This window comes from Ferrithrix thermotolerans DSM 19514 (assembly GCF_900128965.1).
GTDB classification, from domain to species: Bacteria; Actinomycetota; Acidimicrobiia; order Acidimicrobiales; family Acidimicrobiaceae; genus Ferrithrix; species Ferrithrix thermotolerans.
Map to the genome: position 1 here is coordinate 13950 of NZ_FQUL01000010.1, position 20621 is coordinate 34570.

Sequence of the window (20621 nt, forward strand, 5' to 3'; positions counted from 1 at the left end):
GAGAAATCGCTGCTTAGAGATTCAGTCTATGAGAAGTCTTCGGGCTTGATGGTGTCTAAGAAGTCACGAAACTCCCCAACTATCTCTTCAGGATTGGGAACGGGAGCGTCAATATCTTCATCGTCTGCGACCTCATCGACCACCACACCTTCTGCATCTATTAGATCCTCGGCAACAAACATCGGAGCTCCAGTTCTTATCGCAAGAGCAACTCCGTCAGATGGTCTACAAGAAACTATGATAGGACCCCTACCCTGGATAATCTCCATCTCTGCGTAGAAGGTTCCACCTTTGAGTTCGGTGATAACCACCCTAAGCAAGGATCCTCCCAATACTTCAATAACATCGCGAAGCAGGTCGTGAGTGAGTGGCCTAGGAGTTTCAAGGCCTCTTGCTGCGATCTCTATGGCGGAGGCCTCTGGAGAACCGATAAAGACTGGAAGCGTGCGTCTGGGGCTTTCGAGTTCCTGAAGCAACATAACTGGAGCGTTTGTTCGTACGTCCACCTTTACTCCAACTAATTCAACTTCGACCATGTCTTGAATCTAGTCGGAACGTTCCAATGTTTCAATGTTATCGAGGCTACCAAAGACCAAGGCACACACGTCGGCCCACTAAACGTCGTGGATTTTATCGGAGTTCAGAGCTTCATGAAGTTATCAAGGAGTCTCTCCATGAAGTACCCCCTGAGACAGCCTCCTAGAGTCTTTAGATCACTTAGCTGTTCCTGCGCCTTGTGGCGTGCTTGGGGATTACGTTGACGGAGAAGAGGAGTTATCACCTGTTCCATAAAACCCACCTCGCGCTCTGCCGAAAGTTTGTACATACGAAGATGCCTGGAACTAACACCGTACTTCTTGAAGACTAACACCAGCTGCACGATCTCGAAGTCAAGCCTTCCGTAGTACTTCTCCCCGGCGATCATTTCGGACTCTATGAGTCCGTAGGACTCCACCTCGTTGATCTCTGATACTTTAGCCCCAGTTAGACGAGACAGCTCTTCGACAGAGAACAGATCGTCCCGTCCAAAGTCGATCGATTCTCTCGATAGATGGGACGACGTCGCAGACTGCTTCTCACCACTGTCTGCACGATGACCACCAGCAGACTCTTCGACACCTTCGGGGTTTGAAGGCCTAACTAACGGATTTTGATCCGTATTCCTCTCTGTAGCCACCTGGTGAGGCGTTGAAGCCTTTCCCTCTGATAGCTCGGCAGGAGGTATAGTACTGGAAGGTCCAATGTCGCCATCCCTATTTGCCAGCCTTGACACCAAATCCACTAGGCGACTGGAGTCTCCCGGCTCCTTTACAGGAGATTTATCCGCCTCAGGCAGATCTTCGAACTGAAGTGTAGGTTGGGTAAATACGTCGGTCGGTTCAGCTAATTTGCCATCAAGAGTATCTTTAATCACCTTGAGCGGGAGAAACGAGTCTCTTTGAAGGTGAAGAACCTTTCTTAGTCTCTCGATGTCGTAAGGATAAAACTTTCGATAACCAGACGGAGTCCGCTCTGGATCGATAAGGCCCTGACTTTCAAGGTAGCGGATCTTGGAGATCGACACATCAGGAAAGTCCTTCTTTATAAGCGCGAGAACCTCCCCGATCGAAAGGTAGTCAACATCCTCCGACATCTCAGAACTCCTAGGGATCATCTCTGCTCTTGCTCTACGTCGAAAGATACAAAGGTAAAGCGGTACTTTCCAATTTGAAGTTCATCACCGTGGCGGAGAACAGCACTTTCCACACGTTCTTTGTTGAGATAACTTCCATTTAACGAACCCGTATCTTTAATCTCGTAACCGTGAGCCGTTCGCCTGATCTCTGCATGTCGTCGCGAAACGGTTACATCATCCAAGAAGATATCAGACTCTGGATGTCGACCAACAGTAGTCAACTCTCGATCAAGATCGAACCTAGAACCAGCCCCCTCTCCAACTCTTACAACTAACGCCGCTTGCCCCTGAGGAACCTCAGACAAAGCCCTAAGATAAACTTCATCGTTAGTATCGGAGACCAAGTCAAGTTGAACGAAACTAGATGTGGTTTCGTCTTCTTGAACCACCAACGGGCGTCCGCATGAGGAACAGTACCGAGATCCATCTTGGTTTCCGTGTCCACAGCTAAGACAGGTGATCAAAGCAACTCCCTACATCTAATTTCCCAGCCCTAATGATACAAGATTAGCCTCAACCTTAACACAACCTAGAGGGTTTTCCCTACGTCGAGGCGGAGCTCGCACTCAGTCGATGAAGTCAGCGTACTGCTCAGGGGTCATGAGGCTCTCAACCTCTCCAGATCCCGAGATCTCGATGTCACAGATCCATCCGTCTCCATAGGGGTCTGTGTTTAGGAGTTCTGGCGCACTTTCGAGTTCCGTGTTGACTGCCACCACTTTACCCGAAACAGGAGCGAACACATCGGAGACCGATTTTGTTGACTCAACCTCTCCCAAGGCATCGCCTGACTCGACAGTAGAACCGATCTTAGGCAGACCAACAAATACAATGTCTCCAAGGGCATCTTGTGCATAGTCGGTTATGCCCACCCTAACCACTTGACTGCCAGCTTGGGGTCGGACCCACTCGTGATCTTTGGAATACCTTAGATTTTCAGGAAGATTCATTCCTCGAATCTTAGTGGATCTTTATGGTCCTCGTCTTCAAAGAAAATGTTTTTCGGGGCTAGTTTTGCACTCTGTCATTACCTTTATTACCTAAGGGGAGATCCACTCACAAAGCTTGCCTAAAGAAACGCACCTCAAGCGCGTGTAGCTTGTATAGCAGATGGAGCAACTATGATTGACGAAAACAAGCCCAACAGCAACGAAGAGGTCGAAAAGATCGATACAACTGACATCTCGGAGGTTGAACAAAAAGCTGCTGTACCTCCTGTCTCAGGTCGCAGCGACAAGAAGGTTGCGCACAGAACTCGAGCTTCCGCCCTCTTTATTGCTGTAACGCTTGCAGCTGTCATCCTGATACTACTACTTGTGTTCGTATTGCAAAATTTAAACAGCGTACCAATTTACTTCCTGGGCCTAAAGGGACACCTTCCTCTCGGAGTGGCCCTCATATTTGCTGTTGTAGGAGGAGTTCTACTGAGCAGTGTTATCGCATCTCTTAGAATCCTGCAGCTACGACTTCGGGCTCGACGACTAGGCCACTAACCCTATATCTCTCTCAACATGGACGACACCCACTCGATGGCCCTTGATAGTTTGTCCACGGTCTCTCTTTCGTCACGTGATTCAACTGTTACCTTAGTAAGGGCGTCTTCAGGATCGGGTGCAATGAGAGTGAATCCCCCGTCACTGTCACTGGTACGAATCCCGTCGATAAGCAAAACACCCTCACTTGCCTCGCTTTCAAGAAGATAACGCATAAGAGAACCTTTAAGCTCAAAAGGAGTATGTGTCTTAGCCGATTTTACAAAGATCGGCGGAACGTCACGAGTTATCTCGTCTAAGGAGCGTCCATGGCGGGCCAAAACCTCCAACACCTTCGCTAAGTTGAATACTCCATCAGGTCCCGCCACCACCCCAGATAGCACCATAGACCCACTGGGACTTAGACCCAGAGATATTGAGGTTGGATCCCTACCTTCGTTATGCAGCGGCTGTGACCTTGACTTACCACTTGCCTCCAGAACGTCGTGACACATAGCTTGAGAAGAAGACTTGGTAAAGTAGGTATCTATCCCTCTGTCCCGAGCTCTTGCTATAGCCTTGTTTGAGCTCTCGACGCTGAGGTAAAACTGAGAACCCGGTACGTGTTCCAGCGCGAACAGCTCCACCATGGCATATACAAAGTCTTGTCCAATAAGTACCCTGCCCTTGTTATCTATCAGTTCGAAGGACTCGCCCGCTGGGTTGAATATAACTCCAAGATCAGAACCAGACTCCACAACAACACGTGAGACCTTATTACGCTGTTCCTCTCTCACCAGAGATATCGCGCGACCTGTAGCGGCGTAGGGATTGAAACTCAACACCTCTGCGTTCAGCTTTCCTAACACACTATGAAGAAGCAGTCCCACAGTACCAAATGAATAGTCCATAACGATTCTAAAGTTACGCTCCCGGATGCTTTTCACATCGATCACGTCCAAGAGAGACTCACTATAGTGCTCGACCACCCTGCCAGGGAAAGATATATCCCCTATCTCAGATGACGGCATCTTTCTAAAGTCCTCTCGCGCCATCGCCCTTTCGATCTTGCGGACCTCAGATTCTGAGAGCTCTGCTCCATTTGAATCGAAAAGGCGAATCTCGACAGTATCGGGGTCTTCACCTAAAAATACCCTAAATCCGGCGGTGGCTAGGGAGTATCTCACATGGTAACGGGTGAGCGGCGTAGGTCCTACCTCAAGGTCTGAGACTGACACGCCTACAGCGTTTGACCCCACCATCACAGCGCGCTTTAGCATCCGCGCTGCCTTTGAGGTGTCTCTGGAGGCGACTATTATTGATCGTGGAGGTAAAGTAGATCCTAGGGCCATTCCTAGGCGCACGGCTATCTCTGGAGTGACATCGACGTTGGCTAGACCACTAAGACCGCTCCCAGAGAAAAGAGTCCGTACCGCTCTAGACTCCCAAACTATCGAGGTATTCACGATAGAACGAGACTGGACGTTTTTGGACGGGTAGATCTTTACGAAGGGCTGCACGATCGCTTCTTCACCGATGTAGCAGTCGTCACCGACCACCACACCGTCTTCGAGAGTTACACCTCTCCGCAGATCGCAGTTGCTACCCACGACAGCGCCTGTTACGTGTGACTGTGGTCCTAGGTAACAGTGGTCCGCTATTACTGAGTTCTCCACAACGGCGTCATCTCCAACCCTTGTGGACGCTCCGAGGACACTGTACCTGCGAATATGAGCTCCAGCGCTGACTCTTACGTTTGGGCCAATAATGACACAGTCTTCCACCCTTGCATCAGGATGCACCTGGCAACCTTGTCCAAAGTAGACAGATGGACGTACTTGAAATCCGTCGACCGTCACCTTCACTCGACCCTCAAGGATGTCTCGGTGAGCCTTGAGATATCCTGCTAGGGTACCGACGTCTTCCCAGTAGCCATCTGAGATCCAGCCATATATCGGGCGTTGTGCGCTAAGGAGGCGAGGGAATACGTCCGAGGAGAAATCTGAAACCGTCTTGATGGGGATATAGTCAAATATCTCCGGCTCAAGGATGTATATACCGGTGTTGACAGTATCTGAAAAGACCTCTCCCCAGGAGGGTTTTTCAAGAAATCTCGTAACCGCTCCTTCGTTATCCGTGGTAACGATTCCAAACTCCAAAGGATTCTCGACTCGTTGTAGAACTACAGTAACCGTTGCATTTTTCTCATCGTGATACTGGAGCGCTGCACCCAGATCGATGTCAGTAAGTACGTCTCCGGAGATCACAAGGAACCTATCACTTAGAAGATCTCTAGCGTTTCCCACCGACCCAGCGGTTCCTAGAGGTGAGTCTTCAGAAACGTAAGAGATCTTGACGCCGAATTCACTTCCATCCCCGAAGTAGGTACGAATGGAGTTGGACAGATAAGCTACTGTAACTACAACCTCTTCAAAGCCATGACCTACAAGGAGTCTCACGATATGTTCCATCATGGGAACGTTTGCCATTGGGAGCATGGGCTTTGGTTGTGTTGATGTCAACGGTCTGAGTCGAGTGCCTTCCCCACCAGCCATTATGACTGCCTTCATCTGACCTTTTTGACTCCTTGTCTTATGCAAAGTGCGAACTACTCAAATACCTATTCAACATGATTGGACCTAACTGACACCATCTTCAGCGCTCTTACGTAGCTTGAGGCTGCGTAGTATAGAACTACTGTACCAACGCTTGCGACGATCACCCCAGCTGTGTATATGATTTTGCCGATCGCTCCGTAGTGACCTAGGAACACGAACATGGGAAGGGATGTAAGGAGGGCGAAGGTACCAGCTTTACCGGCCCAGATAACATCAACCCTTATCTTTTTGAAAATGAACAGATAGATCATAAGTAGAGAAACAAAACACTCTCGCACCAACAGCAGTACCGCCAACATCGAGGGAACGTATCTGAGTCGAAGCAACTCGATTGCAACTACAACCAATACCACACGGTCGGAACTTGGGTCGAATACCTTCCCGAAGGTGCTTACTGCACCTATCCTTCGAGCAATGAAGCCGTCTAAGAAGTCCGTAACACCCATAAATCCCAAAAGTGAAGCGATCTCTAAGGGGTTCGCCCGATCCTGCATAAGGACAACAAGAAAGGGTAAAAGGGCTAGCCTTAGCGATGTAATGAAGTTAGGAACCGTGAGGAAATGCGACCGAGGAGCGTCCCCACACTCACCCGTTGCATCTGTAGAACGCTCGACACCCATCTAATGGCAGTTTAGAACCTCTAATCGGCCACTCACCCACTTGGTCCCCTACCAAAGGTAAACGCTCATTAAACTTTTATTGGGAACTAGACTTCTCCACTTCTCTAAACGCAACTCTTTCCAGCTAACTAGAGCTATGAGCTCATTCCGCTGGTTCTTGGCTAACTTTTTTTCTTACAATTATCTCTGAGAGTCTCGACGTGTAAGGGGTGACATCTACCCTTGAACGAACCGGCCTTTGGCGTAGATTATCGATGATCACAAGGTATGTCCCTGTACAGATCATTTCGACTATCAGATGCCTCTAGCAGGAACTCCTACCTTGAGAGCAAGTCACGCCGATAATCTGGTACAAGCATAGGAGTTGCCGCAGCCACATATGGGGATCAAGTTTGAGGGAGCCCACCACAGATCCGGTTTCAGTCTCTATGGCGATTTGGAGCTCTGCTGACAATAGAGTCGCTACTACTACCTTTGCAACAGATTGGGTTCAGACACTCCAAAGATTAAGGACGCAGTCCCTATTGCTTTGGAGTGACGTTCCATATCTCTCTAGATCCAGCCGAAACGGCATCACTATCGACCCTCCCAATAACCACGTCCTGAGCTCCAGCGCTGACGTAATAAGTTGAAACTATGGCGGTAAGAAGATGGATAAAGTTGGTAGGTGCAGCCGGACCTGAGATCCCGATCGAAGTTAACGCACCCAAAAGACCAAGTAGCGAAACCGCACCAAATCCAACTCCTCCCATCAAACAGGCCAACATCGCTGATCTGTGCGACTTTGATGCCACGATCCACAGCAGACCAACTGTGATGTGAAAGAGTGAAATTATAGGGTTCAGAGCCAAAACTGGGAAGGGTCCACTGGCCCAGTACGGCCTCACCCCTGTAAGTTCAACAACGATTGCAGTGACTCCGATCACCACATAGAGAACACCGTCGACTAGGATAAAGCGTTGCGTAGGAGACTGCTGTCTCGCATTTCTCATCATATAGGACCCTCCTTAGTGAAATGGGAAGGCCAAAGCGGGATCCTGGTGAATCTAGTTTCTTGCATGCTTCGCGTTGGATGACCGTTCTCGTCATGTCGTAGCATCTCATCGATAGCCTCAGCCTCAAGGGGTCGTGCGAAGTGATATCCTTGACCATACACACATCCAAGAGCCAGAAGAGACTCTGCCTGGCTAGACCGTTCGATCCCCTCGGCCACTATCTTGAGATTTAGCTCTTGACCGAGTCTAAGTATGGTCTTTAGTGTCACAGGAGTCTCTTCTTTCAGAAGGTGGTCCGTGAAAGACTTATCGATCTTCAACGCATCAACTGGAAGATGCTCTAGATAACTGAGGGAGGAGTAGCCCGTTCCAAAGTCGTCAATAGCCAACTTAATGCCTAGATCTCTGAGTTGATGTAGCCTCTCGGAAACCAGATCGACCTGAGCCATAACATGTGTTTCGGTAACTTCGAGCGTGAGCTGGGACGGATCAATCCCCGAGTCCTCAATTACACCTCTAACCTGAGCAACCAACGAGGGCTCTAATAGCTCCCTTACCGACAGGTTGACGTTCATAGTCATCGCCTTGTCACCTCGAATTCTGTTCCAAAGCGAAAGCTGTTTGCACGCCGTTTTTTGCACAAATCTACCGATCTCAACAATAAGACCACTGTCTTCTGCGATAGGGATGAAGACAGTGGGGGAAAGGACTCCCCGTTGGGGATGGTTCCACCTCACGAGAGCTTCTACGCCCCGAATACGTCCTTCCTCAAGATCAACAACTGGCTGATAGACCAAGTGGAGCTGCCCATTTTCAACGGCTCTTTGCAGTTCAGCCCTTAGTGTCAATTTCTCCAAGATATCTTGCTGCATAGCGTCGTCATAGGTCGCAAAGTGGTAGTGATCTTGACGCTTGGCGCTATACATCGCAATATCGGCTCGCTTTAGAAGCTCTTCCACTTCGATCTCTGCGTCTGCGTAGGCATGTCCGACACTAGCCGATACGTGAGCTACGCCGTTTGACAGCTGGTACTCACCTTTGATCTCCTCTATGACTCTTAGAGCCACGGCCTTTGCATCTTTGGCATGTTCTGCGGTCTCTAGGAGAACTCCAAACTCATCACCGCCTAGTCGAGACACCGTCTCGCTCTCTGGAACTGCCTTCATCAACCGCTCCGCAACACAACGAAGAAGTTCATCTCCGCTTAGATGACCAAGGGTATCGTTCACGACTTTAAACTCGTCAAGATCAATAAACAAAATGGCTGTCTGAGAACCGTTCTTGGCATTTTGCCTAATCGCACTCGCGAGTCTTTCATTAAATAGAGCCCTATTGGGTAATCCCGTTAGGGAGTCGTACAGAGCAGCCCTTGTCAGTTGCATCTCCAGCTCATGACGTTCGGTTACGTCACGAGCATTGATAACAATCGCCCCTACTTTTGGGTCTGAAATGAGATTACGAGCTATAAGTTCAATGGTTCGATATGAGCCGTCTTCGTGAAGCCAGCGCGTCGTAATCGTAGAATCATTATCTTTGGTACATGAGCCGACCTCAGCCATGAATAAAAGTCGATCCTCGGGTTCAACGATTTCTTCTATCTTTCTTCCTATCCATACCTGAGGATTCCAACCAAGTGTTCGCTGCCAAGACGGTGTCACAAATAGGATCTCAAGCTCTGGATTTACCACTACTATAACGTCTGAAGAACTGGCGACCAGCGAGGCAAATCGTGCCTGTGATCTCTCTCTTTCTCGAGCGGCTGAGAGCTCAGAGAGAAGTTTTGCTCGTGAGAACTTCCTAAACAACAAGGTGGTCATAAGGGCCGCAAAGGCCATCATGGTAAGGGTTTCAAGGTCTGCGACCATCGAGGTTTCAGACGCTATAACACTTTGTTGTCTAGCTGTCGCCTGAGTTTTTTGCTGCACAAGTTGGAAACTCGTCGTCAAAGAAGTTGCAAGCCGTCTCGAAGCTGCTGCGTGGGCACCTCTTTGAAAGAGGTCAGCGGTTCGAAATATTCTCCTTTCATAGCTCAATTCAAGGCTCAGGTTTGCCGGAGTAACAAGTGAGGGAGAGTATTGCCTGATCTTGGTTACCTCTGCAAAGAGTTGTGATCGCATTTTATCTAAGAGCACAGTCTCTGAAGGGTCGAGCTTATTTGTTTCAGAGACTCGATAGAGAAGAAGAAGCTGATCAGCGTTGATTCTAGAGATATTGGCTAAACATGATATAGTATACTGGGAACTCTGAACCTCATCAAAAAGTGATACTACACTGACGGCCATCCCCAGCGCAATGGCTGCCGCAATCCCTAGTGAAGCTGACCATCTAAGTATGGATTGGAGCCTTGACATCTGCGTTCTCGCCAGGTTCATAAAGAAGTATCGGAGATAGAGGAAGAAACTTTATCCCCTGGATCAGCTCTGAGGGATTCGATGGAGATTAATCTTGCTTTTAGATGCTGTGTTCTTCCAGTTCGAAGGCGTGTTCTACCGGCAACTCGCCGATCTCACGTGCTCGTGCTAGCGCCACAAACGGTGAGTTTGGGTACGCAACATGCGTGATGACCAACTTTTTTGCGTTGGCGTTACGGGCAGCAGAGACCGCTTGTGAAACGGTCATGTGTAGATCTTTCGGATGGGAGTCACTATCTTCGACCCAGGTAGATTCGCAGAGTAAAAAGTCTGCTTCTTCACTGAGCGCCTCGAGAGATGCACACGGCCCCGTGTCTGCTGAGTAGGCGAATACCTTACCGCCACTTTCAACTCTTAACCCAAAGGTCTGAACAGGGTGGGCCATCTTTGCTACCGATGCCACAAATGGACCGGCCTCAAATCGGGCTTCGTTGTCAAGGACGGTAGCGTCGACGATATCGTACATCTCTGACCCTACAAGGCTCTCAAGAAGACCCAGCGTCTTCGAACCAGCAAACACCTTCAGTCGCTCTTTAGAAACAGAAACGTACTTTCTGTAGTGATATATTCCGACAAAGTCCGCAAGGTGGTCGATGTGGGGGTGAGAGAGAAACACAGCGTCTAGGTTAGCAGGAGTCGTGAAGTTGTAGAGATTGCTCATAGAACCGTTCCCAGCGTCGATCAAAAGCTGATACCCATCGTGCTGCAGGAGATAAGAGGAACAGGCCGAAGCTGGAGCAGGATAACTTCCTGCACTGCCAAGAACTAAAAGGCGCACCAAAGACTCCATCTCTTTCACTGCACAACAAACTCGACAAGTGCCTCAGAATTCGGCCGCCCAAGTTTGCTACACACATATCACCTAAATATTGAGAAAGTGTATTCTATAGTTATGGCACTTGGTTCTGAGGAATGAGATGAACTTACTTGTTTTTCCCCTATTTCTAAGTTTCGTTGGGCTTGCAGCTGTGCTGATGGTTCTATCGAGACACGGGGCTTTTATCGAGCGGTATCGATCCGAACGTGCCCAAGCCGGCGCCGTAGAGGTAGCTAAGCTTGCGGCCCGACGCGTTCAGGACTTTCCTCGTGTTGTGCTAATCGCAGTCGTTCGACACGAAGAGACACTTCTAATCGGATACAAAAAGGCAGATGAGTTTTCCGGAGTCAGGGAAGACAAACGGCCCGAGATAGACCACCCTGAACTCGGAGAGACAATGATAGCTTGGCTTCCAAGCGATGATGAGCTTTTGACCTCCACCTTGGACTCCTGGTGTGCCACTAGGGCGGAACTTTATATGAAGATCGATACCAATAGCAGAGTCGTCAGACTCTCAAACATGGATCTGGAATCAACGGTTGAGCTCACTCTGACTCCCACCTCCAGCAGGTAGGGATGTCACTGGCAGATCGCTGAGACCCTCAAAATCACCTAATTTATGATTCAAGCTATATTGTAAGTTATGGTCCCTGGTCTTGAGTATGTTGCAGCCTTTGGTGGTGGCATCGTATCGTTCTTATCGCCCTGCGTGCTGCCTCTGGTACCCGCATACCTATCTGTGGTTAGTGGCGTCGGAACTCAAGACATCGTAACAAGTTCATCTGACAACATAAAAAAACTCGCCCTGTCTACGACGTTGTTCATACTTGGCTTTGCTATCGTTTTTACCGCACTCGGTCTCACTGTTAGCGCAATTGGCGCATCCATCAACTCCTATAAACCCCTACTTGTAAGGGTATCGGGCGTAGTTCTACTGTTGATGGCAGCGTTTCTCCTCGCTTCTGTCTTCTTGAAGCTACCTTGGCTTTATCAAGAGAAACGTTTTCATCCCCAGCTCAGTAGGTTCGGGCTCTTTGCATCTCCGATCGCCGGCATGGCGTTTGCATTTGGTTGGACGCCTTGCATTGGACCGATTTTGGCCTCTGTGCTTGCCGTAGCAGCGACAAGTGGAAAGGCAACCCAAGGAGCAATTTTACTGATCTCATACTCCTTGGGGCTAGGCGTGCCCTTCCTCGTAACTGGACTCGCCTTCTCAAAACTCGTGGGCGCGTTTGCCTTCATCAAGCGGCACTTTACCGTACTTACCTCCATATCTGCTGGAGTCTTGGCTCTCTTTGGTATCCTTTTGAGCTTGAACGACTTCTCGTGGATCACTATCCACCTCGAAAACTTGGCCACCAGTATAGGTTTGGGATCCCTCAACAAGCTGGGCTAACCTGTCTCGATAGCTTTTACGACAGAGAAATTAGGTCGTAGTAAGATTCGCTCATTAGGTCCTCCTCGCCGTCGGGCATAAGCACTACTCGCTCGGGGTCAAGCGCTCTAGCAGCACCGGGATCGTGAGTAACTAAGACGACGGACCCCTTGTAACGCCTTAGTGCTTCGAGCACCTGTTCTCGAGAGATCGGATCTAAGTTGTTCGTGGGCTCGTCCAATAACAAGACGTTGGCACCTGTAGTTACAAGGGCCGCAAGAGCTAGACGGGTCTTTTCCCCTCCCGAGAGGGTGCCTATCTTTTGATTCATCATCTCGGAGTCGAACAAAAAACTTCCCAAGATAGAGCGAAGATCCTTGTCTTGCATATCGACAGGAGCTTTAGAACGAATGAAATGAAAGACCGTGTCTTCATGATCAAGGGTCTCATGTTCTTGGGCATAGTATCCGACCATAGCGCCGGTACCCAACCTGATCTCTCCGGTATCGGGAACCTCGACTCCAGCCAAAACCTTCAGCAAAGTCGTCTTGCCAGCTCCGTTGAGCCCCAAGATCAGAACCTTTGAACCTCGATCTATTGCAAGATCAACACCAATGAACACCTCTAAAGACCCATAAGTCTTGCTGAGCGTTACTCCTTCAAGCGGCGTCCTACCACAGTGTCTCGGTTCAGGAAACTTCAATTTCGCAACCTTGTCTTTAGATCTGATCTCTTCGATGGAAGACTCTAGCTTCTCCGCCCTTGCGTCTAAAACCTTTGCCTTTCTTGCCCGTTTTGCGCTCGAGCCACGCATCTTATTCGCCTGGAGTGAGAGACGCTGTATCTCTCCTTCGCTACGTTCCCGTTCTTTCTTTGACCTAGCTTCACTCTGCGCTCTGGCCTTTATGTAAAGGTCGTAGCGCATCTGATACATCTCCAACTTTGAAGAGTTGGCGTCTAGGTATGCGACCCGATTGACAACCTCTCGAAGCAGCTCTACATCGTGAGAGATGAGGATTAGGGAACCCTTGTAAGAGCGCAGGTAGCCCTTGAGCCACTGAATAGAGTCTGCGTCTAGGTGGTTCGTTGGCTCATCAAGAAGCAGGGTCTCTGCGTTAGAGAATAAGATCCTTGCGAGCTCCACTCTCCTTCTTTGTCCGCCAGATAGATTTCCCAAAGGGCGGTGAAACAGTCTCGGCTCAAGACCAAGCGAGACGCAGATCGCCTCAGCCTCAGCCTCAGCGGAGTAACCGCCTAGAGCCGAGAATCGGTGTTCAAGCTCTCCGTAGTCCCTTGTTGCTCTCTCCGCAATAACAAGATCACTACTGGACATGTGTTGAGTCACTGCAGCCAGTTCTCGTCGCAACTCGGAGAGCCCTCGCCCTGATAAGACCCGCTCAAAGGCTGGCAGCTCAAGATCCACCGATCGAGGATCCTGAGGTAGATATCCGATGGTACCTGTCGAGTAAAGGCGGCCCTTTTCCAACAGGGTTTCGCCCGCTAACGCCTTCATAAGCGTCGTCTTACCAGCACCGTTTCTCCCAACTAGCCCAATCTTGTCGCCTGCGTTTAGCGTGAAACTGGTTTCATCAAGCAAAAGTCTTGGGCCGATTCTTATCTCAATACCTTCTACTCCTAGCAAACTGACTCCCTAGCCCAAATACTTCAATGCAATCCTAACTGCCACTACAGAGCTGATCTCCAAAGCCGCTCAAGTCAACGTCCACTAGCATTATTGGTCGCTGCAGATGAATCTTTATACATCTCAAGAACGCTCTTTAGCCTGACGATGAGCTACCTTACGATGAATCGCTAACCTTTGTGCCCAAGGTCTCGTAGCTCTAACGTTAGAGTTTGACGGCGTTCCCTCAATACCCTCAATAAAGGTGTGGGTGGTAACGCGCTCGCACCTTATCAAATTGTTGTGCGCCCTCTACCCAGACCTTAGTCTCTTTAGTAGAGGAGGGATATCGACCAAAACCTCTTTTGCCCCGGCGGGAGAAAGATACACAACCTTACCCACCAACTCCTTCTGGGTAAGCGGCTCCAATGCCCAGGCATAAAGGGCGAGCTGATAGCTGTAGCGACCAAAGTTATCGCCCTTCCCCGGGGGTAACTGAGCTGCGGACTTGTAATCTATGATCTCAACTCGATCCTCGTACTCGATGAGCAGGTCGATAAACCCTTCAACCCACCGCCCCAGGTCCTCCGAGCGACGTGAGACAAATACCTCTTTACGTATCTTGACGCCCCTGTTGTAGGCACCTGAGACGGTAGCAGTCCTCATCGCAGCTAGAGCCATTGCAGCGATCTCTGTGCTGTAGTCCCCACAGCCATATAGCCGAGAGACCCCTAAGACCACACTGTCGAGATTTGGTTCTCCATCTAGGTCGATGAGCTTTAGAACCTTGTGCAAGGCGGTTCCTATCTTACCGGGCCGATTGAACTGCTCAAGCTCAGGAACCTCAACTCCTTGAACCTCACCGCCGGTCCTTTCAAAGTCGTCACCAAGAAAGGACGCAATGTTTCTTGCAGCACTGGTTACCCCCGTAGGCTCCAAGACAGAGTGAGGTTTCCACTCACCTTTATCAAAGACCAAGAACCCCTTCCTAACTGTGGCCTCGACGACCTTAGTATTACTCGAACGATCCGTGGGGTCTTTCACCTCTGAATCTGCATCGACTCGAGATCTTCGGAGTCTATAAATACCCTCTAACTCTTCAGGGTCACTAAAGATGTCTTCCACCTTATCGAAGACGGCTGCACGCTCGCCGGCGCAGCTCAGAAGCTCGGAGTAGGAAATGCTCGAAGACGATCTGTTGCAACCTCCATCTGCTCCCCGAAACAGTGAGACAACGAGATGGTCCCTGGCCCTTGTCATAGCGACGTACATAAGCCGTTGAGCCTCGAGTATCTGCCTTTGGACCTCTCTCTTCTTCAAAGCATCATAAGAGGGCGATTCGCATCCAAGAAATCGGTAAGTTACCTCGCCATCAGCGTCAAGTTTGAGATGCGTTCCGCTATCCCGACCTCCGACGACCCTGGAAGACATCGAAGACAAGATACAGATCGGATACTCCAGTCCCTTTGCTTTATGGATAGTCGATATCGTCACCACGTCTCGTTCTGAAGCCGAACTCAACGGCTCAAGTACCGAGCTCTTAGAGGTAAGCACACTCTGGATGTAACGCAGAAAAGCTCCGAGGGTATCTGAGGTATCTAAAGTCCACTTTATGGCCTGGGACAAAAACCAGTCTAAGTGCTTCCAGTCTTCTCTCCAACCAGGACGTGACGCTGTCACCTCGTAAAGCATGAATCTGTTCATAACGGTCTTGATGCACTCATGAACCGGAAGCTTGCCAACCGACTCCCGCAAACGTCGAAGCCGCAAAAGTCCTTCCTCTACCCTACACCCACAGGACGGCTCACCTAGTCCAAGATAGTCAAAGCCACCACCACAGCTAACTCTATGGACAAGAAGTTCGCGGCTTGACAGACAGAACAAGGGACTTTTCAAGGCAGCAACCGTCGAGATCTCATCGGTCGAGTCCCAGACACTTGCCAACACCATTAGCATCGAGCGCAAAATATCGTTTGAAAGTAAGTCGAGAGAGAGGTCGGCGACGAAGGGTACACCGAGGAAGTCCAGTGCCTTTTTTAGCTCTGACAGAGAGCTTCTCGTAGGCACAAGGATCGCAATATCTGAGTACTTCGCAGGTCGCTCAAGCCCCAACCTTTCGTCGTAAACGTGCCATCCCTGCTCCAGTATCGAGACAACGGCCGCAGCCGTCGTCTTGGCCTCAAGCTGTCTGAGGTAATTAGATGCAACTTTCTCTGTAGGCTCTGCAGGGACAACAGGAAGTTTGCCTATTAGAGCTACTGATGGGCCTTTGTCGACAGATTCACGCACCGGCACAAGTCTGTCAAAACCTACAAAAGGTTCAACGTCTTCAACGACAGAGTCACCGTTCATGTCATCAGGCAAGAACTTAAAGACCTGCTCACAAAGGTCATTAATAAAGCTGCACACTCCTTTGGTGCTCCTGAAGTTCGAAACCAGGTTCAAACATCTACCCATCTGACTAACGTAGCTTTGCACCAGGTAGAACAACTTGACGTCCGCACCACGAAAGCTGTAGATAGCCTGCTTTGGATCACCAACGACAAAGAGTCGTCCCTTCGACATCTGGGCTCTCGACCAGTCCCCTTCAATCTCAAGACTTTTCGTCTTCGATGTTGCATAAGCTGCGATAAGGATCTGATTGGGATCTGTATCTTGAAACTCGTCCAGCATGACCACCTGATAGTTTTCATACAGATAAGTCCTTACTTTGTCCCCCAGCACATCAGATCCAAGAAGCTCTACGGTAAGGTCGATCAGGTCATCAAAGGAGAGTCTTCCAGCTTCCCTGCGTTTTTTGCGATAAGCCAATAAAGCGTCGGAGAGTCGATCCACAAAGCTGCGAAGTGCTAAGTCGACGAGCACGAGTACAGAGTCCCTAAGTTCCTCTGCACGCTTATTGAGAGTTTCCACCAACGTCTTTTTATCAACCCTCCAGTTGTCCTTCCTTCCTGCGCTCTTGGGGACTCTTAGTTGATCGATTACTTTAGTTGAGCCTGGAATCCGGACTAAAACCTCTACCAGCTCAAAATCAGAGGCCCCATCCAAGAGATCGTCGATATTACCTTTCAGCTCCAAAAGCGAGCCATAGAGAGCGTCAGATGGATCTCTGTTCTCTTTCATCGCCCCTTCGATCTCGTCACGATATCGCTCCAAGATCTGCCTTTGAAGTTCGAGATGTTCGACAACCTGAGTCGAAGTGGATAATCTACCGGCTCCCCTACTCCACGCAAGCGCCTCTTCCAACAGCCTCTTGCTTGAGATCAGCTCTTTAGCCAGGTCCTTTATCGCACCCATATTGTTGCCAGACAGAAGTACGCTCAAGACCCCTTGGATATCGCTCTCTGTAAGAACCGAGTCTACGAATTCGTCCCAAAACCGGTCAAAGTCGAGTTGGAACTCGAACTCATCCATAACCACCAACTCCGCCGGTAGTCCAGCAACATCAGCAAATCTCGCTAAAATGCGCCTCGCAAAGGAGTGAATGGTACCTATTGGAGCATCATCTATCTCAAGTAGCGCCTGCTTTGCAAGATCTCTCACATCTGTTGGGTTAGAGGCGTCTTGCACACAGCTTTCAAAGGACTGAACCAGTCGTTCCTTTAGCTCCTCTGCCGCTTTTTCTGTGAATGTGATAGCTACGATCGACCGAAGCGAATACCCCCGTTCCAACACCAGCGAGCAGACTCTACCTACCAGGGCGGTAGTCTTACCACTACCCGCCCCTGCGACTACAAAGATAGAGTCGGAGAGTTCGGTCCTTATAAGGTCGCGTGCCCCTTTATCTTCTAGTTGCACCTATCCGACTTCCTCTACTTGATCTTGGGCGTCTTCCTTCCATGTAAGTGGTATCTCCAATCCATTGTCCGAGGCCCTTTTAAGGCTCTGCATCCAAAGCTCACTAGCCCTGCTGTTTCCGATACCTCTCGGGTTACAGAATCTACAAGCTTCCGCTTGAACGCCTCGAGCGTTACGCCCTGTAAAGTATCCATGCGAGATGAGATCGATCGTGGTAGAGATGTCTCTTGCGGATCTTTGCGCCGTGTCTTCATCGAACTTCACTGATATGCGCCTCTTCGATGCGGACGCAGATGAAAACCAATACTGGGTCTCTACATCTTCCAGGGGGGTACCATATAGGCGAGAGGCAGCCAATGCGTAGATGTACATCTGATACTTAGTACCTTTATTTGTCGGATCACTGCCCTTCACTCCTTCGTAGGGCTTGGAAGAACCCGTTTTGTAGTCAACGACCACAACACGTCTTTCATCTGGAGATAAAGTCCTTAGAGCGAGATCTATCTTTCCAGTCGATACAACACTTACTACATTTTTACCTAGCACCTTATCTGGAGCGATAGGGACGTTGTGGAACTTTTTCTCCGTCTCTAGCTCCCACTTCGCAACAGATGCATACTCACTCACAAAGCCTTTGATAACTCTCCTGACGTTAGAGCGTATACGTTCTTTATTTGTCCTTTCGTAAGCTCGTCGTCCCAATAGTCCATATTGCGACAGCTCTTCCAGTCTTTTCGCTAAGAAGGCATCGCTTACGGCTAAGAGATGCTCAGAAAGAGCCTTGACGTCGGTCCAGTCATCTACGGGGTCTAACGTACGTAAAGAGTCCTCCAAAACCTCATGCACGACTTGGCCGAAGAGACTCGGGGACATCTTTATGGAGTCCTCTGGAGTCTCTGGTGGATCGATATCCAGGAGTTGATTTACGAAAAAGGCGTAGGGACAGCTCACATAGTGCTCCAACTGGGTTGGCGATAGAGATAAACGTTCCCCGTCAAACACTAGATGTGTAGCAAAGTCCCCAATAGGGACACCGGCCAGCTCAACCTGATCCATCTCCGCAACCCATGCACGGTCTTGATACCTGTAGAACTGTTTTGCTCTTTGTTCGATTGAAAGAAGTACGCTCTCCATAACGGAGCCAAGTCGTGTATCTCGTACAAAGTCGAGATCCATATTTGAGATCAACAAAGAAGAGGACAGCTCCAAAAGCGAGAGTGGCTGCCGAGGTACCCTTACATCAGGCAAGGCCGACATCGAGGAGTCAAAACCTAAGTTAGAAAGTTCGACACCTAGGCGACCGCACAGTCGTGCCAAGGTTGGATGTGAACCAAGGGATAAAGAGTAAGGATCCCCGTTAGTAGTTAGTAAAGCTTTCTTAGCCGAAGTCACTAAAGCTGCAGCGATCGAAAGGGTGCGATCGGTCTGCTCTTTTGAACCATATAGAGGAAGGTCCAGAGTCCTTAGGACCTGATCGTCTATTGATATCGTTGTTGAGCCCTTGCTCGACATTAGATCTTTGTTGAGTCCAACCAGAGCCACGTAGTCAAAAACACTGCCGGCAACAGACTCCATTGAAGCCACAGTAACTGTGTTTGAGCGATGGGACGCCTTAGAGACTCTTTGTTGCAGAAATTGGTCCAACAGAACACAAAATACCTCGTAAGAGTAGTCGATGGGCAACGCGTCGAGCTCAACAAGCTTCTCGATGAACCGGTCTAACTCCCCTAGATCGCTGATACCATCTGGTCCGTTCTCAAGGACATCTCCGTCTTGTTTTGGGATGAGAGAATCTAGAAACGCCTTGAGCATACCACCTGCCTGTTGGTAAGAGGTCGCTTGAAGGTTCTCGTACAGATCAATGCTCTCCCTAATAAAGCTCTTGAACACATCTAGAGATGCGACAAGCTCTTCCATAGCCGTATCTGCGAGGTATTCGGTTCCAACTATGCGTCTTATCCCGTCATTTTGCAATACATCGCTAACCCTCTCAAGCTGAGAGAGCCACTCGGCTCTTGTGCGCACCACGTTTGCTACTGCACTCAATCGATCCCAGTGTCTCACCGTTTTTTGTTTGGATCCGTCCAAGATAGCTAGAGCATTTGGAACTCGGTCTACAAACTCTGTCCTTGCAAAGTCGGAGTCAAACCAAGTAAAGACCACTTTTAAGAAATTGCCAATCGGTGTGCGGTCTAACTTTGAATCCAACGCCAGGTCAAACATTGAGTCCAAGGTTCGAAGATCACCTTCGTCTTTAGGTGTACTAAGATCAACTCCTTCAAGTGAGCTCATCTCGAGAGCAAGTAGCTCTAGATGAGGAAGGTAGCGAGCCGGCTGAGCCATAAGTAGCGCCGTCTTCGACGGTGGTATGCCGTTACGCACCATCTCAAGCAGGAAGGAGAGTGCGATTCTGAGTTCATCCAACTCTGAAGCTCCGACAAACAACTGAACCAACGCTTTCGTCGACGAGCCGTTGGGGTCAACTCCACCACCCTTGGCTTTGGTAGGTAAGACGTCTACAGCCGTAGCACCCTCCCCGTCGGGACCGATCGACTCTAGGGTGACAAGCGGCAGTCTCTCGTATGCCACCTCCAAAAATAGCTTTAGCGTTTCGCTGAAGATCTCGGGCATGAAGATAAGTATCTCTTCATCCTCTCTAAACTGCCTTCCCGCTACATCCATAGCGATCTCTAGGAGAGCTCGGAGATGAACATACCTGTCGCTTGTCTTTGATAAGACCTTTCTTGTGAGATCGACCACCTCTTTCGATCCCCCCGCCTCGATCAATATCTCCAAGTCATCCTCTCTCAACCTAAGTAGACGCGTAACCGTTCTACTTAGATTCAAAAGGACATTTTTATCCAAAGAACGCCCGCTAGAAAGTTGACTCTCCGCCACAATAGCAGTTACAACCTCTATTGGACAGATTGATCTTTCACCTCTAAGCATCTCCAAAGTGCCATACTCAGACGCAAACTCCTCAACAGTTAGGATTTCGACCCCCAACGGAAAAGACTCATGGGCGACCCCTATTTCACTTAGTAGCTCAGTTACCCTACGCCGCAGATACAGCTTTGATGCAAATGAAGGCACTATGACATGTATATCCGAGGATCGCTCCTGCAATATACAACGCCTTAGCATCTCCAAAGAAGCACGTGCAGGGTCATTTAATTCCAATCGAGTTATGCGCATCGGGTCCATAGTAGGTCAAGCATG

14 protein-coding genes and 2 pseudogenes are annotated in these 20621 nt (G+C 49.4%); 3 read left to right on the forward strand and 13 right to left on the reverse strand.

The genetic code is table 11. The features are described 5' to 3' along the window. Window positions 1-26 precede the first annotated feature (26 nt). The 5 genes and pseudogenes from BUA24_RS04770 to gcvH form a co-directional block, all read right to left on the reverse strand. A complete protein-coding gene (locus BUA24_RS04770) occupies window positions 27-536 on the reverse strand; it encodes a bifunctional nuclease family protein (RefSeq protein ID WP_072789338.1) in 510 nt (169 codons plus the stop codon). 857 nt (window positions 537-1393) lie between these two features. Next, window positions 1394-1633: pseudogene (locus tag BUA24_RS13345) on the reverse strand (MerR family transcriptional regulator); the annotation flags it as partial. A gap of 17 nt (window positions 1634-1650) precedes the next feature. Beyond that, entirely contained in the window at window positions 1651-1980 is a 330-nt protein-coding gene (locus BUA24_RS04780; RefSeq protein ID WP_272867285.1) for an FHA domain-containing protein, read from the reverse strand. A gap of 90 nt (window positions 1981-2070) precedes the next feature. After that, window positions 2071-2139, reverse strand: a pseudogene (locus BUA24_RS13350) (zinc-ribbon domain-containing protein); the annotation flags it as partial. Window positions 2140-2241: 102 nt separating this feature from the next. Continuing rightward, window positions 2242-2625 (reverse strand): glycine cleavage system protein GcvH, encoded by a 384-nt coding sequence (gene gcvH, locus BUA24_RS04785; RefSeq protein WP_072789346.1) that lies wholly within the window; start codon window positions 2623-2625, stop codon window positions 2242-2244. Between the two features lie 171 nt (window positions 2626-2796). On the opposite strand from gcvH, the gene BUA24_RS04790 reads away from it, so the two are divergent. Beyond that, complete coding sequence (locus BUA24_RS04790; protein WP_084660207.1) at window positions 2797-3168, forward strand: lipopolysaccharide assembly protein LapA domain-containing protein; 372 nt, start codon at window positions 2797-2799, stop codon at window positions 3166-3168. A 2-nt stretch (window positions 3169-3170) separates the two neighbouring features. Here the strand turns inward: BUA24_RS04790 and BUA24_RS04795 are convergent, their stop codons facing one another. The 5 genes from BUA24_RS04795 to BUA24_RS04815 form a co-directional block, all read right to left on the reverse strand. Continuing rightward, the gene (locus BUA24_RS04795) at window positions 3171-5717 is read right to left on the reverse strand and encodes a sugar phosphate nucleotidyltransferase (RefSeq protein WP_072789349.1); all 2547 of its coding nucleotides are present in this window, start codon (window positions 5715-5717) and stop codon (window positions 3171-3173) included. Window positions 5718-5767: 50 nt separating this feature from the next. After that, window positions 5768-6385 (reverse strand): CDP-alcohol phosphatidyltransferase family protein, encoded by a 618-nt coding sequence (locus BUA24_RS04800; RefSeq protein ID WP_072789352.1) that lies wholly within the window; start codon window positions 6383-6385, stop codon window positions 5768-5770. A 521-nt stretch (window positions 6386-6906) separates the two neighbouring features. Continuing rightward, window positions 6907-7377 carry a DUF4383 domain-containing protein gene (locus BUA24_RS04805; protein ID WP_178138705.1) on the reverse strand — a complete coding sequence of 157 codons (471 nt, stop codon included), beginning with the start codon at window positions 7375-7377 and terminating at the stop codon, window positions 6907-6909. Then, window positions 7377-9731: a putative bifunctional diguanylate cyclase/phosphodiesterase gene (locus tag BUA24_RS04810; protein WP_178138706.1), complete on the reverse strand. Its 2355-nt coding sequence runs from the start codon at window positions 9729-9731 to the stop codon at window positions 7377-7379. Before BUA24_RS04810 ends, BUA24_RS04805 begins: the two co-directional genes overlap by 1 nt. 100 nt (window positions 9732-9831) lie before the next feature. Then, entirely contained in the window at window positions 9832-10581 is a 750-nt protein-coding gene (locus BUA24_RS04815; protein ID WP_072789360.1) for an MBL fold metallo-hydrolase, read from the reverse strand. Window positions 10582-10708: 127 nt separating this feature from the next. On the opposite strand from BUA24_RS04815, the gene BUA24_RS04820 reads away from it, so the two are divergent. Next, complete coding sequence (locus BUA24_RS04820) at window positions 10709-11182, forward strand: hypothetical protein (RefSeq protein ID WP_072789362.1); 474 nt, start codon at window positions 10709-10711, stop codon at window positions 11180-11182. 69 nt (window positions 11183-11251) lie between these two features. Further along, the gene (locus tag BUA24_RS04825; protein WP_072789365.1) at window positions 11252-12004 is read left to right on the forward strand and encodes a cytochrome c biogenesis CcdA family protein; all 753 of its coding nucleotides are present in this window, start codon (window positions 11252-11254) and stop codon (window positions 12002-12004) included. Window positions 12005-12020: 16 nt separating this feature from the next. Here the strand turns inward: BUA24_RS04825 and abc-f are convergent, their stop codons facing one another. From abc-f to BUA24_RS04840, 3 genes are all read right to left on the reverse strand, one after another. Further along, entirely contained in the window at window positions 12021-13625 is a 1605-nt protein-coding gene (gene abc-f / locus BUA24_RS04830; protein ID WP_072789368.1) for a ribosomal protection-like ABC-F family protein, read from the reverse strand. A 291-nt stretch (window positions 13626-13916) separates the two neighbouring features. Beyond that, window positions 13917-17402, reverse strand: a complete 3486-nt coding sequence (locus BUA24_RS04835) for a UvrD-helicase domain-containing protein (RefSeq protein ID WP_072789370.1) — start codon at window positions 17400-17402, stop codon at window positions 13917-13919. Next, the gene (locus BUA24_RS04840) at window positions 17403-20597 is read right to left on the reverse strand and encodes a PD-(D/E)XK nuclease family protein (protein ID WP_178138707.1); all 3195 of its coding nucleotides are present in this window, start codon (window positions 20595-20597) and stop codon (window positions 17403-17405) included. It lies immediately after the preceding gene. Window positions 20598-20621: the final 24 nt, after the last annotated feature.